The 13,636-nt window shown below is 63.9% G+C and carries 11 protein-coding genes; 10 read left to right on the forward strand and 1 reads right to left on the reverse strand.

Annotated elements, in window-relative coordinates; translation table 11 throughout:
• The first annotated feature begins 54 nt into the window (after nucleotides 1-54).
• Both grpE and pyrE read left to right on the forward strand, forming a co-directional pair.
• Nucleotides 55-738 (forward strand): nucleotide exchange factor GrpE, encoded by a 684-nt coding sequence (grpE, locus tag EO094_RS00330; protein WP_128290380.1) that lies wholly within the window; start codon nucleotides 55-57, stop codon nucleotides 736-738.
• A 189-nt stretch (nucleotides 739-927) separates the two neighbouring features.
• Nucleotides 928-1,491, forward strand: a complete 564-nt coding sequence (gene pyrE, locus EO094_RS00335) for an orotate phosphoribosyltransferase (RefSeq protein WP_128290381.1) — start codon at nucleotides 928-930, stop codon at nucleotides 1,489-1,491.
• 18 nt (nucleotides 1,492-1,509) lie between these two features.
• Here the strand turns inward: pyrE and EO094_RS00340 are convergent, their stop codons facing one another.
• The gene (locus tag EO094_RS00340; RefSeq protein ID WP_128290382.1) at nucleotides 1,510-2,121 is read right to left on the reverse strand and encodes an alpha-ketoglutarate-dependent dioxygenase AlkB family protein; all 612 of its coding nucleotides are present in this window, start codon (nucleotides 2,119-2,121) and stop codon (nucleotides 1,510-1,512) included.
• Nucleotides 2,122-2,412: 291 nt separating this feature from the next.
• Here EO094_RS00340 and dnaK point away from each other — a divergent pair, with 291 nt between their 5' ends.
• The 8 genes from dnaK (at nucleotide 2,413) to EO094_RS00380 (ending at nucleotide 13,636) form a co-directional block, all read left to right on the forward strand.
• Complete coding sequence (gene dnaK / locus EO094_RS00345; RefSeq protein WP_128290383.1) at nucleotides 2,413-4,338, forward strand: molecular chaperone DnaK; 1,926 nt, start codon at nucleotides 2,413-2,415, stop codon at nucleotides 4,336-4,338.
• A gap of 350 nt (nucleotides 4,339-4,688) precedes the next feature.
• Nucleotides 4,689-5,828, forward strand: coding sequence for a molecular chaperone DnaJ (gene dnaJ / locus EO094_RS00350; protein WP_128290384.1), 1,140 nt, complete (start codon nucleotides 4,689-4,691; stop codon nucleotides 5,826-5,828).
• Between the two features lie 172 nt (nucleotides 5,829-6,000).
• Nucleotides 6,001-6,504, forward strand: a complete 504-nt coding sequence (locus tag EO094_RS00355) for a class I SAM-dependent methyltransferase (protein ID WP_164879497.1) — start codon at nucleotides 6,001-6,003, stop codon at nucleotides 6,502-6,504.
• Complete coding sequence (locus EO094_RS00360; protein ID WP_128290386.1) at nucleotides 6,504-7,082, forward strand: NADPH-dependent FMN reductase; 579 nt, start codon at nucleotides 6,504-6,506, stop codon at nucleotides 7,080-7,082. Before EO094_RS00355 ends, EO094_RS00360 begins: the two co-directional genes overlap by 1 nt.
• A 253-nt stretch (nucleotides 7,083-7,335) precedes the next feature.
• On the forward strand, nucleotides 7,336-8,736 hold the full coding sequence (gene ahcY, locus EO094_RS00365; protein ID WP_128290387.1) for an adenosylhomocysteinase: 1,401 nt from the start codon (nucleotides 7,336-7,338) through the stop codon (nucleotides 8,734-8,736).
• Nucleotides 8,737-8,904: 168 nt separating this feature from the next.
• Nucleotides 8,905-11,376, forward strand: coding sequence for a sensor histidine kinase (locus tag EO094_RS00370; RefSeq protein WP_128290388.1), 2,472 nt, complete (start codon nucleotides 8,905-8,907; stop codon nucleotides 11,374-11,376).
• A complete protein-coding gene (tsaE, locus tag EO094_RS00375) occupies nucleotides 11,373-12,896 on the forward strand; it encodes a tRNA (adenosine(37)-N6)-threonylcarbamoyltransferase complex ATPase subunit type 1 TsaE (protein ID WP_128290389.1) in 1,524 nt (507 codons plus the stop codon). The genes EO094_RS00370 and tsaE overlap by 4 nt, the downstream gene beginning before the upstream one ends.
• 41 nt (nucleotides 12,897-12,937) lie before the next feature.
• A complete protein-coding gene (locus EO094_RS00380) occupies nucleotides 12,938-13,636 on the forward strand; it encodes a nucleotidyltransferase family protein (protein WP_205649846.1) in 699 nt (232 codons plus the stop codon).

Consider the following 13,636-nt stretch of genomic DNA (forward strand, 5'->3'; position numbering starts at 1 on the left):
AGCCCTGATATGCCGCTCGACTTGAGATCACCTACGAGAGATCGAAGCTTCGCGATGGATACCGAAAAGCGTAACACCGAAACCAACGAAGCGCCGAGACAGGACAACGAGCCGCCGCTTGGCGCTGGCGCCGAATATGCAGCGGGCGCAGCAGAGGCCGCAGAGGCAGATGCCGCCGCGCAGGCTGCCGAGGACGCCGCCGCACAGGAGAGTGTGGAAGAGCTGATCGCCCGGCTGGAGGCGGAGAAATCCGACCTCACGGACCGGCTTTTGCGGGCTGCCGCCGAGGCGGAGAATCTTCGCCGGCGCGCCGCCCGCGACGTGCAGGACGCGCGTCGCTATTCCATGACCAAATTCGCGACCGACATGCTGCAGGTCGGCGACAATCTGCGCCGTGCGCTGGGTGCCGTCGACGAAAAGGCCTGGGGCACGGAAGATCCGGAGCTGAAGGCCCTGCTCGAAGGCGTGCAGATGACGGCGCGCGAACTCGACCGTATTCTGGAGCGCCATGAGGTCGTGATAATTCCGGCGATGGGCGAACGGTTCGATCCGCATCGCCATCAGGCGATGTTCGAGGTCCCGGATCCGAGCGTGCCGGCCGGCACCATCGTGCAGGTGGCCCAGGAGGGTTATATGATCGGCGACCGGGTTCTGCGTGCGGCCCTCGTCGGCGTCGCCAAGGGCGGACCGACTCCGGACAAGGCCGCCAATCAGGCGCCGAAGCCCGAGGCACAATAAGCGCCATTCCCACCGGATTTGACCAATGCGCCTCCTCGCAAGAGGGGGCGTTTTTCTTTGTGCGGCGTCAGGCGGTGCGACCCGCGCTCGGTAGTGTTGCCGGCCGAAAGGCCTGCACAAATCCTTGCCCGACACGCTGAAGGCTTGACCCGCCGCCGGCTTTCCTGCCTTTCGGGAGGCGGAGGCGACATGGACGATCAAGCAGCACTTTTTTCCATCATCAAGGAACGCTCCTTCCGCCAGGGCGGCGAGTTCACGCTCGTCTCGGGGCGAAAGAGTACGATCTACTTCAACCTGAAACCGACGATGCTCGATCCGGAAGGCGCACGCCTCATCGGCGCGGCCGTCGCGGCAAAAGCGCACGAATTGAAGCTCGTCTATGTCGGCGGGCTCGCCATGGGGGCCGTGCCGCTCGTCTCGGCGACGGCGGCGATGAGCGCAGTTGCCGGCACGCCGGTGAAGGCGATCTTCGTGCGCAAGGAAGCGAAGGGCCACGGCACGCAGAGCCAGATCGAAGGGCTTGCAGAAGGCGAGAGCCTCACAGGCCAGTCTCTTCTCGTCGTCGAGGACGTCACCACCACCGGCGGATCGGCCATGCAGGCGATTTCGATCCTGCGTGAGGCCGGCGCCGAGGTGCAGCACGTGTTGACGCTCGTCGATCGGCAGGAAGGGGCGGAAGAGGCTTTCCGTCAGGCCGGCATCACGCTCCACGCTCTCTTCCGCAAGAGCGATTTCGGCAAGGATCTGGCATAGGCGCCTACGAGGGCGAACCTATTCGCTCTTCGTCACCCGCCGCAGCGTCAGATTGATCCGCCCGCCTTTAGGCAAAAGCGTCGAGGTGCCGGCGATGATCCGGTCGACACCGTGGAAGGCGAGACGCGCCTCGCCGCCCAGGACCAGCGCGTCCCCGGATTTCAGGCGCAACGAACCGGTCGGATCCTTGCGGCTGTGGCCACCGATGCGGAACACGGCCTCGTCACCGAGAGACAGCGAGACGACGGGTGCTGCAAGATCCTTTTCGTCCCGGTCCTGATGCAGGCCCATGCGCGTTCCCGACGCATAGAAATTGACGAGGCAGGCTTCCGGCGGCCTCGAATAGCCGCCGAGTTCCGCCCAGGCATCCAGAAGAACCTGTGGGATCGGAGGCCATGGCCGGCCCGTCTCGGGATGCGTCGGCTGGTAGCGATAGCCGGCGCGGTCCGACACCCAGCCGAGCGTGCCGCAATTCGTCATGCGCACCGAGAAGGGCTTGCCGGAGCGCGGCATGACGGGCGTGTAGAAAGGTGCCTCTTTCAGGAGCGCACGAAGATCTTCGACGAGCTGCTCCTGCGCGCCCCGGTCGAGGAAGCTTGGCGCCAATTTGAAACCCTCAAGAGCCGTCATGCCGAATCTTTCAATCCAGACCTTCAGTGTTTTCAAACGCTTGCCAGCGAGCATGAGACCCCGTGGCAGCGGTACGATCAATATCTCGGTCGGCCGCTCGGCTTGTGCAACCTCAGGGCCCTTCTTACTTGCGGCTCCCAAACCCCCTTCTTATATGACCGTCAACGCGCGGCGGAGAGCCAGCGCGAAAGGTTTTTCGAACGTCAGACCATGGGGGCTGGTGAAGGCGTTTTGCCTCGTGCGGATGCCAGAAGGGGTCCGGCCGGCCTGCCGACAAAGGAGTGATTGAACATGGCGAAAGTCATCGGCATTGACCTCGGCACGACGAATTCGTGCATCGCCGTCATGGACGGCAAGAATCCCAAAGTCATTGAGAATTCCGAGGGCGCACGCACCACGCCGTCCATGGTGGCTTTCACGGAGGAAGACGAGCGCCTCGTTGGCCAGCCGGCAAAGCGCCAGGCCGTCACCAACCCGCAGCGCACGGTCTTTGCCGTCAAGCGCCTGATCGGCCGGCGTTTCGACGACCCGACCGTTGCCAAGGATCAGAAGCTCGTTCCCTACAAGATCGTGCGCGCCGACAATGGCGATGCATGGGTCGAAGCGAACAGCGAGAAATATTCGCCGTCGCAGATCTCGGCCATGATCCTGCAGAAGATGCGCGAAACGGCGGAAAGCTATCTCGGCGAGAAGGTCGAAAAGGCCGTCATCACCGTTCCGGCCTACTTCAACGACGCGCAGCGCCAGGCGACCAAGGACGCCGGCAAAATCGCGGGTCTGGAAGTTCTGCGCATCATCAACGAGCCGACCGCGGCTGCCCTCGCCTACGGCCTCGACAAGAACGACGGCAAGACCATCGCCGTCTATGACCTCGGCGGCGGCACCTTCGATATCTCGGTGCTGGAAATCGGCGACGGCGTGTTTGAGGTGAAGTCGACGAACGGCGACACCTTCCTCGGCGGCGAGGATTTCGACATGCGCCTCGTCGATTATCTCGCCGACGAGTTCAAGAAAGAGCAGGGCATCGACCTCAGGAACGACCCGCTCGCATTGCAGCGCCTCAAGGAAGCCGCGGAGAAGGCCAAGATCGAGCTTTCTTCTTCGCAGCAGACCGAGGTGAACCTGCCCTACATCACCGCCGATTCGTCGGGCCCGAAGCATCTCACCATGAAACTCTCGCGCGCCAAGTTCGAGAGCCTGGTGGATGACCTCGTGCAGCGCACGGTCGACCCGGTGAAGGCGGCGCTCAAGGACGCCGGCATCGCGGCCGGCGACATCGACGAGGTGGTTCTCGTCGGTGGCATGACGCGCATGCCGAAGGTCCAGGAAGTGGTGAAGAACCTCTTCGGCAAGGAGCCGCACAAGGGCGTCAATCCGGACGAGGTCGTCGCCATGGGTGCGGCCATTCAGGCCGGCGTGCTGCAGGGCGAGGTGAAGGACGTTCTGCTTCTCGACGTGACGCCTCTGTCGCTCGGCATCGAGACGCTTGGCGGCGTGTTCACGCGCCTCATCGACCGCAACACCACGATCCCGACCAAGAAGAGCCAGGTCTTCTCCACGGCCGAAGACAACCAGAACGCCGTGACGATCCGGGTCTTCCAGGGCGAGCGCGAGATGGCTGCCGACAACAAGATCCTCGGCCAGTTCAATCTCGAGGGCATTCCGCCCGCACCGCGCGGCATGCCGCAGATCGAGGTCACCTTCGACATCGACGCCAACGGCATCGTCAATGTCTCGGCGCACGACAAGGGCACCGGCAAAGAGCAGAAAATCACCATTCAGGCTTCGGGCGGTCTTTCCGACGAGGACATCGACAAGATGGTGAAGGAAGCCGAAGCCAATGCCGACGCCGACAAGAAGCGGCGCGAGGTGGTGGAAGCCAAGAACCAGGCCGAAGCCCTCATCCACGGCACCGAGAAGTCGCTGTCTGAGCATGGCGACAAGGTCGACGGCGAAACCAAGCAGGCGATCGAAACCGCGCTTGCCGAGTTGAAGGAAGCCGCCAAGGGCGACGACAAGGCCGACATCGAGGCGAAGTCGCAGGCCCTGGCGATGGCCTCCATGAAACTCGGCGAGGCCGTCTACAAGGCGCAGGAAGAATCCGGTGCCGAAGGCGGTGCGGAAGCCGCCGGCGAGGCCAGCGGCAACAAGGACGAGGATGTGGTCGACGCGGATTTCGAGGAAATCCAGGACGACGACCAGAAAAAGTCCGCGTAACGCCAATGATCGAGAGCCCGAGGCATCGCCTCGGGCTCGTCATTTTTGCCCGGTCCATGGCCATTGCTGCAATCTCCGCCGCGACTTCTCCCTTCCGCTGCACCTTGCGTGTGGATGACGGAGAAAATCGCGCGGGAACGCCGCAGGGAAAGCGTCTTTGCTTTCCGTCGGCTTGGCGGGCATCACGATTTGCAGTGGTAAATAAAAGCAATCGGCGCAACCTGCGCCCGTCTCGCATTGCAGCCGTCCGGCGCGCCCGCTACACGCAGGGAAAGCGCAGCCGCGGCAAACTCGCTTTGCGGCCGGTGGGGGTTGTGCCTTTCGCATCAATCAAGAGGAGCGCCTGAGCCGTGGCCAAGCGCGACTATTACGAAGTTCTGGGCGTCGGCCGAGAGGCCGACGAGAAGGCTCTCAAATCAGCCTTTCGCAAAATGGCCATGCAATACCATCCGGATCGCAATCCGGGTGATGAAGAGGCCGAGCACCGCTTCAAAGAAATCGGCGAAGCCTACGAGGTGCTGCGCGACCCGCAAAAGCGCGCTGCCTACGATCGCTTCGGCCATCAGGCGTTCGAGAACGGCGGCTTCGGCCGCGGTGGCGGCGCCGGTGCCGGGGCTGCAGGCTTCGGCTCCTTCTCCGACATTTTCGACGATATTTTCGGAGAGTTCATGGCCGGCGGGCGCCGCTCCGGCGGGCGCGAGCGCGGGTCGGATCTCCGATACAATCTCGAAGTCACGCTCGAAGAGGCGTTCAACGGCAAGACGGTGGAGATCGAAGTTCCGACCTCCGTCACCTGCGACGTGTGCTCGGGTTCCGGCGCGAAGCCTGGCTCTTCGCCGACCACCTGCCCGACCTGCCGCGGCGCCGGGCGCATCCGCGCCACGCAGGGTTTCTTCCAGATTCAGCAGACCTGCCCGACCTGCCATGGCCGCGGCACCGTCATTTCCGATCCGTGCAGCAAATGCTCGGGCTCCGGGCGGCTTTCGGAACGGCGGACCCTCTCCGTCAACATTCCAGCCGGCATCGAAGACGGCACGCGCATCCGGCTTGCGGGCGAAGGCGAGGCGGGCCTCAGAGGCGGACCGGCGGGCGACCTCTATATTTTCCTGTCGATCAAGCCGCACGAATTCTTCCAGCGCGACGGAGCCGACATTTTCTGCCGCGTGCCGGTGTCCTTCACCACGGCGGCGCTCGGCGGTCAGTTCGAAGTGCCGACGGTGGAAGGCGGGCGCACGCGCGTGCGGGTGCCGGAGGGAACCCAGACCGGCAAGCAGTTTCGCCTCAAAGGCAAGGGCATGCCGATCCTGCGCTCACGCAATTTCGGCGACATGTATGTGCAGATCGTCGTCGAAACGCCACAGAACCTGTCGCGGCGCCAACGCGAGATCCTCGAGGAATTCGAAAAGGCGCAGTCGGAAGACAACAATCCCGAATCGACGGGTTTCTTCGCCCGGGTGAAGGATTTTCTGGAATCCCTCGGCGACACATAAGTTTCATGGAAATGCCTGAAATGGGGGAAGCGGCGCATTACTTTATGTGTGCCGTGACAAGAGCATGAAAGGTCGAAAAATGGTCCAAACGGGGACGCCTTTAGCGGAACGGATCGAAGACGAATTCCGCTTCTTCAAGACTTGGGCCCAACGCCCTTTGAAAATGGGGGCGGTGTCGCCGTCCAGTCGCGCCTTCGCCCGCATGATGATCAAGCACGGCCGGCCCGATCCGGAAGGCTGGACATTGGAACTCGGGCCCGGCACCGGCGTCATCACCGAGGAGCTGATCCGCTCCGGCATTCCGCAGGAACGCCTCGTCTGCGTGGAGTTCGAGCAGCATTTCTATGAGCTGCTGAAGAAGCGCTTCCCGAGGGTCAATCTCATCCGCGGCGACGCTTTCGACCTTCAGAACACGCTCGGCGAATTTGCCGATACCGAGTTTTCGGCCGTGCTCTCCGGTGTGCCCGTGCTCCTCATTCCCGAAGAGAAACGGCGCCGGTTCATCGAAGACTGCCTGTCGCGCGTGCGCCCAGGCGGAAATCTGACCCAGCTTTCCTATTCCTTCACATCACCGCAGAAGTCCGTTCCCGGCTCCTTCACGGTGGAGAAGTCGCCGTGGGTGGCTTTCAACCTGCCTCCCGGGCGGGTGTGGATCTTCGAAAAAGAGGCGGCCTGATGGCCATTCGGGTGCTGGTGCTGCCGGGCTCGCTGAGCTCCGGTTCGCTCAACACCCGGCTTGCCGCCGTCGCCACCAAGACGCTCGCCCTTCGCGGTGCAGAGGTGACGCGGGTGTCGCTCGGCGATTACCCTTTGCCGTTCTACGAGGGCGATGTCGACTTGCGGGGCGGTGTCCCGGAGAAAGCCCGCGCCCTCGCCCGGCAATTCCGGGCTCACGATGCCGTCCTGATCGTTAGCCCGGAAGACAATGCCGGCATCCCGGCCATCTTGAAAAATGCCATTGATTGGATGGGCCGGGAGGACGTGAAGCCCTTCCGCGACCGCGTCTTCGCACTCGCATCCGCGTCGAGCGATCGGTTCGGCGGTCTTTGCGGCCTTCTCGCTCTGCGGCAGGTGCTCGAGGCAAGCGCGCTCGGCGCGCTCGTGATCCCTGAGCATTTTCTTTTGCCGGAGGCCGAAAACGCTTTCGACGAGCGTGAGGAGCTGAAGGACCGCACGGCATCGCGACGTCTCGACGGCGTCCTTCAGGCGTTGATGCAGCGTGCGGCTGCGCTCAAGCTCGCCCGTGAAAGCTGAACTGGGCTTCGCCCGATGCAACGCTCGCCAAGTTTCACCGAACCGGCGCGCATATTGAAACCGCGCGACAAAAGCCTCGGACTTCCTGCGTTTTCGTATCGGTGCAGGGTCCGCCAGCTTTTGCGAGACAGCCCCGCGCAGGTTCCCTATCGTCAACTGGCGCTCGACAGAGGCAGAGCCCGCGACTTGCTGGCCTCTGCCCACCATGGTAACCGCGCGCCAAGCAACTGATCTTCCACAAGCCGAGAACCGCATGTCCCAGAACGAAGATTTCATCGTCAAAGATCTTTCGCTGGCCGATTGGGGCCGCAAAGAAATCGAAATCGCCGAGACCGAAATGCCGGGCCTCATGGCGCTTCGGGAGGAGTTCGGCGAATCGAAGCCTCTCAAGGGCGCGCGCATCGCCGGCTCGCTGCATATGACGATCCAGACGGCCGTCCTCATCGAGACGCTGGTCGCTCTCGGCGCGGAAGTGCGCTGGGCCTCGTGCAACATCTATTCGACCCAGGACCATGCGGCCGCCGCCATCGCCGCTGCCGGCATCCCGGTCTATGCGATCAAGGGTGAGACGCTTCCCGAATACTGGGATTACGCCGACCGCATCTTCGAGTGGCCGAACGGCGAAACCGCCAACATGATCCTCGACGACGGCGGCGACGCGACGCTTCTCGTTCTCCTTGGCGCGCGCGCCAAGGACGACCCGTCCCTCATCTCCGATCCTCAGAACGAAGAGGAAGAGGCGCTCTATGCCGCGATCAAGCGCCGGCTGGAGAAGGATCCTGAGTGGTTCGTGAAGGTGCGGAGCGCCATCCGCGGCGTTTCGGAAGAGACCACGACGGGCGTCATGCGTCTCTACGACCTGCAGCGGAAGGGCCTCCTTCCCTTCCCGGCCTTCAACGTCAACGACAGCGTGACGAAGTCGAAGTTCGACAACAAATACGGTTGCCGTGAATCGCTCGTCGACGGCATCCGTCGCGCCACCGACGTGATGATGGCCGGCAAGGTCGCTCTCGTCTGCGGGTACGGCGATGTCGGCAAGGGCTCGGCCCAGTCACTTCGCGGCGCCGGCGCCCGGGTGAAGGTCACGGAAGTCGACCCGATCTGCGCCCTGCAGGCGGCGATGGACGGCTTTGAAGTCGTCACGCTCGAAGAGGCGGCCCCGGAGGCCGACATCTTCGTCACCGCCACGGGCAACAAGGACGTAATCACGCTCGACCATATGCGCGCCATGAAGGACATGGCGATCGTCGGCAATATCGGTCACTTCGACAACGAAATTCAGGTCAGCGCACTGCGCAACCTGACATGGACCAATATCAAGCCGCAGGTCGACATGATTCAGTTCCCTGACGGCAAGCGGATGATCCTCTTGTCGCAGGGGCGTCTCCTCAATCTCGGCAACGCCACCGGCCATCCGAGCTTCGTCATGTCCGCCTCGTTCACCAACCAGGTGCTGGCGCAAATCGAGCTGTGGACGAAGTCGGAAAAGTACGAGAACCAGGTCTACGTGCTGCCCAAGCATCTGGACGAAAAGGTTGCGTCTCTGCACCTCAAGAAGCTCAACATCACGCTGACCAAACTGCGGCCGGATCAGGCGGACTATATCGGCGTCTCGCCGGAAGGGCCGTTCAAGGCCGACCATTACCGCTACTGATTCGTTTCAGCGAAGCGCTTCATCGGGCCGGCCGCTCCCCAGCGGCCGGCCCGAATGTTTATTAACTCGCGGTAACCTTTCCGACTTTCGGCGAAGCGGGTAAGGTACGATTCGGGTGTGAATGCCGGGGCGGTCACCCGGTATCAAGCAGACGTGGCGGAGACGATATTGAACCGGCAGGCCCGGCACAGAGCGATTCGAGCTTCGGGCAGGCTCATCCCCGGCGTCGCGACCGCCGCCCTCTTCGCCTTTTCCGCCGACAGTGCGTTCGCCCATCCGCTTTTCGGAGAAGGGACGGGTTTTTCCCAGATTCTCTGGCTCGCCATTACCGCGGGCTTCGCCGGCGCGGCCACGATTGCGTTGTCGCTCTTGTTGCGGCGCGACCGCGACAACGGCCTCGCCGCCGCACAACAGCAGATCGCCCGGCTCAAGCAGGCGCTCGATCGCTCCGAAGCGCTCCTTGCCAGTGACGATCAGAAGACCCTGTGCTGGAGCCGTCCCGACGCCGCCGCGGACGTACATGGGACCCTGCCGAGCCATGTCGGCGCGCCGACCTCCGGCGAGCTCTTTCTCGATTTCTTCTCCTGGCTCGAACCGCGCAGTGCCGAAGAGCTGCAATGGGCCCTCGATCAGCTCTGGGAGACGGGGGAAGCCTTCCATCTCTCGCTGCGCACGCAGACCGATTGTTTCCTGGAGGCGAACGGGCGCACCAGCGGCCCCCGCGTCATTTTGCGCCTGCGCGAGCTGACCGGCGAACGCCGCTCGTTCGCCGAATTGAAAGAACAGGCCGGCGTCGTCATCGCCGAGATGACGGCGCTGCGCAGCCTCGCCGAGGCGCTGCCCTTCCCGCTGTGGCGCCGCAATCAGCACGGGCGGCTCAGCTGGGCGAACTCCGCCTATGTTCAGGCCGTGGGCGCACCCGATCTCACCATGGTGACGACGCGCGGCACGGAATTGCTGGAACCGGCAACGCGCGGCGCCGTGCGCGAGGCGCATCGCGACGGGGCCCATTACCATGCGGTGGCTCCGGTCGAGATTGCCGGTGCCGAAAAGCAGATGGAGATCTTCGACATCAAGGTCGAGAACGGCACGATCGGCCTTGCCATCGACGTGACGGAAGTCGAGACCGCGCGCCAGGAGCTCAAGCAGAACATCGAGGTCAACTCCCGCCTACTCGACCAGCTTTCGACGGCGATCGCCGTCTTCGACGGCGAGGCGCGGCTGCAATTCGCCAATGCCGCCTTCCGGGCTTTGTGGGATCTGCCGGCGCGCTTTCTCGCGACCGGCACCGAAGAGGGCGTCCTTCTCGACCAGATTCGGGCCGAGCGGCGCCTGCCGGAACAGGCAAATTATCGCGAATGGCGGCGCCAGCATCTTGAACATTACGCTGATCCGCAGCCGCGCGAGGAGATGTGGCACCTGCCGGACCGGCGGTCCTTCCGCATGATCGCCACGCCCAACCAGCAGGGCGGCTTCACCTATATCTACGAGAACGTCACCGAGCGCCTGTCCCTGGAAAGCCGGGTCAACACCCTGTCGCGCATGCAGGGCGAGACGCTCGACCACCTTTCGGAAGCGGTAGGCGTCTTCGGATCGGACGGGAGGTTGAGGCTCTACAATCCGGTGCTTGCCGAGATGTGGCAGCTGTCGCCCGATTTCCTCAAGGAAGAGCCGCATATCTCGACCCTCATCGGGCATTGGATGCTGTTCTTTCCCGAACAGGGCGCCTGGACGAAGATCTCCAACGCCATCACGCGGATGGAGGCGGCTGAGAGCCTCGCGGGGCGGATGGAGCGGCGCAACGGCTCCATCATCGAATATTCCACCGTGCCGCTGCCGCAGGGCATGACGCTCCTGACCTTCGCGGACGTCACGGAGAAGGCCGAGGCGCATCGCTTCCTGGAAGAGCGCAACCGGCTGCTTGAGGAAACGGATCGGCTCAAATCCGATTTCATCCAGCACGTATCCTACGAGCTGCGCTCGCCCCTCACCTCCATCATCGGCTTTGCGCAGATCCTGGCCGCCGGCGCGGCGGGCGAACTCAACGCCCAGCAGCGCGAATATATGGACCACATCGCGCAATCCTCAGATTCGCTCCTCGTCCTCATCAACAACATCCTCGATCTCGCCACCGTCGATGCCGGCATCATGGAGCTCGAGATCGACAAGGTGGACATCAGCGAAGTCGTGCACGGCGCCGTCGTCGGCGTGCGCGACCGCATCGAGGAGAAGGACATCGACCTGTTCATCCAGGCCGACGAGACGCTTGGGAATTTTCGCGCCGACGCGTCGCGCGTGCGCCAGATCCTCTACAACCTCCTCTCCAACGCCATCAATTTCTCGCCGTCGGGAAGCCGCGTGGAAATCCGCGCGCAGCGCCAGGACGGTTCGGTCGTCTTCGTCGTGCGCGACCAGGGCCCGGGCATTCCGCCGGAGATCCGCGACGACGTCTTCGAACCCTTCGAAGGCACGGCGCCTGAAGGCGGCCGGCGCGGCGCTGGCCTCGGCCTGTCGATCGTCAAGCGCCTCGTCGAGCTGCATCAAGGCGACATCGCCATCGATTCCGAACCCGGTGAAGGCACCACGAGCTGGGTGCGGCTCCCTGCCGATATCAGCAAGGCTCAAGAAGCCGCCGAATGACCGACGTGGGCGCGATCGAGCCGAAAGAGGCGGAAACGGCGCCGAGCTTCAGGCCGCACCTTGCCGACGAGGAGGCGACGAACCGGCTGGCGGAAGATTTCGCGGCCGCCGCAAGACCTGGCGATCGCATCCTCCTGTCGGGCGATCTCGGCAGCGGCAAGACGAGTTTCGCGCGCGCCTTCATTCGCAGCCTCGCGGGCGATCCCACCTTCGAAGTGCCGAGCCCCACCTTCCCGCTGCGCATCGATTATCCCTTCGCACGCTTTCCGGTCGTGCATGCCGATCTTTACCGGCTGGGTGACCCCGACGAGGCGGAGGAGATCGGGCTTTTCGACCTTGCAGACGACACCGTGCTTCTCGCCGAATGGCCGGAGCTCGGCGACCTCGCTTGGCCGGACGCCGCCAATCTCACGTTTGAGCTCGCGGCCGAAGGGCGCGACGTTGTGGTCGTCGCCGGTGGCGACTGGGGCGAGCGGCTGACACGCAGCTTCGCGATCCGCCGATTTCTCGATCGCTCGGGACGGGCCGGCGCCACACGCAATCCAATCCTCGGTGATGCCTCCGGGCGCAGCTACGAGCGCATCGTCGACGGAGCCGAGGCGATATTGATGAATGCGCCCGCCCGGCCCGAGGGACCGGCGGTCTGGCAGGGCAAGAGTTACGACGCGGTGGCGCATCGCGCGCGCGATCTCTCGGCCTTCCTCAATGTCGGCTCGCTCCTTGCCGAGCGCGGCGTGCGGGTGCCGCAGGTCCTGGCGCAGGATGTGAGCGACGGGCTGCTTCTGGTGGAAGATTTCGGCAGCGAGCCGATCATCACGGCCGACCGCCGGCCGATCATCGAACGCTACGAAGCCGCGGTCGATCTTCTCCTGCGCCTGCATCTTTGCGAGGTCTCAGCGGATGCCTCGGCATCTCACAGTATCCGCGCACCCGATTTGCCGCCCTACGACACCGAGGCGCTTCTCATCGAGACGGCCCTCTTCACCGAGCATTTCGCCGGGCGCGAGGCGGGACCGGAGATGAGCGACGCGGCGCGCGATGAGTTTCTGGCGCTCTGGCGCGCGCTTTTCGACAGGCTTGCCGGCCGTGAGCGGGTGATCGTGCTGCGCGATTATCATTCGCCGAACATCATCTGGCTCGAAGGGACCGACGGGACCGACCGGGTGGGTGTCATCGACTTCCAGGACGCGCTTTTGGGCGATCCCGCCTATGATGTCGCATCGCTCGCACAGGATCTGCGCGTCGACATCGACGAGGCGGAGGAAGAAGCACTCGTCGCACGCTATATCCGAGGCCGCCGCGCCGCCGATCCCGCCTTCGACGAGGCGCCCTTCCGCGATGCCTGCGCCATTCTCGGCGCACAACGCGCTACGAAAGTGCTCGGGGCCTTCGCGCGGCTTGCACACGAGGGCAAGCCGGCCTATCGCAGCCATATCCCGCGCATCCGCGCGCGGCTCCGTCGCAGCCTCGAGAGGCCGGTTCTGTCGGAGCTTCGCCGATGCTATGACCCCTATCTCTGATCGTTTCGGAGTTGCCGCACTTGGCCGTTCTCTCCACCGCCATGGTGTTGTCCGCTGGCTATGGCCGGCGTATGCGCCCGCTTTCCACCACCACGCCCAAACCTCTGATCGAGGTCGCGGGCAAAGCTCTCATCGACCATTGCCTTGACGGCCTCGCGGCTGCCGGCATCGAGAAGGCCGTCGTCAACGTCCATTACATGGCGGACCTCGTCGAGGCGCATCTCGGACGCCGGCGCGCGCCCAAGACCATCGTCTCCGACGAGCGCGCGAAGCTCCTCGATACGGGCGGCGGCTGCCTCAAGGCTCTGCCGCTTCTGGGCGAGGGTCCGTTTCTTCTGCGCAATTGCGATTCCTTCTGGCTCGAAGGCGTGCGGCCCAATCTCGATTGGCTGATCAGCGGCTGGAACGACGATGAGATGGACGGGCTTCTCCTTCTCGCCTCGACCGTCGCCTCGGCCGGCTATTCGGGCACCGGCGATTTCATGCTCGGCAAGGACGGGCGCCTGACGCGGCGGGCCGAGCGCACCGTGGCGCCGTTCGCCTATGCGGGTGCTGCGATCCTGTCGCCCCGTCTCTTCCGCGACCCGCCGGGAGAGGTTTTCTCTCTCAACGCGCTTTTCGATCGCGCCCTCGAAGAAGGCCGGCTTTTCGGCGTGCAGCTCGACGGTCTGTGGATCAACGTGGAAAACCCGGACGCCGTCAAAGCCGCCGAAATGGCCATTCTGGAGAGCGCCGCCTGA

The organism is Afifella aestuarii (genome assembly GCF_004023665.1).
GTDB classification, from domain to species: domain Bacteria; phylum Pseudomonadota; class Alphaproteobacteria; order Rhizobiales; family Afifellaceae; genus Afifella; species Afifella aestuarii.

What these genes read in the sequence shown, in the direction of transcription:
- EO094_RS00360 (WP_128290386.1), top strand. Translation starts at nt 6,504, where the DNA reads ATGGCCATTCGGGTGCTGGTGCTGCCGGGCTCGCTGAGCTCCGGTTCG.
- EO094_RS00340 (WP_128290382.1), bottom strand. Translation starts at nt 2,121, where the DNA reads ATGACGGCTCTTGAGGGTTTCAAATTGGCGCCAAGCTTCCTCGACCGG.
- tsaE (WP_128290389.1), top strand. Translation starts at nt 11,373, where the DNA reads ATGACCGACGTGGGCGCGATCGAGCCGAAAGAGGCGGAAACGGCGCCG.
- grpE (WP_128290380.1), top strand. Translation starts at nt 55, where the DNA reads ATGGATACCGAAAAGCGTAACACCGAAACCAACGAAGCGCCGAGACAG.
- dnaK (WP_128290383.1), top strand. Translation starts at nt 2,413, where the DNA reads ATGGCGAAAGTCATCGGCATTGACCTCGGCACGACGAATTCGTGCATC.
- ahcY (WP_128290387.1), top strand. Translation starts at nt 7,336, where the DNA reads ATGTCCCAGAACGAAGATTTCATCGTCAAAGATCTTTCGCTGGCCGAT.
- pyrE (WP_128290381.1), top strand. Translation starts at nt 928, where the DNA reads ATGGACGATCAAGCAGCACTTTTTTCCATCATCAAGGAACGCTCCTTC.
- EO094_RS00380 (WP_205649846.1), top strand. Translation starts at nt 12,938, where the DNA reads ATGGTGTTGTCCGCTGGCTATGGCCGGCGTATGCGCCCGCTTTCCACC.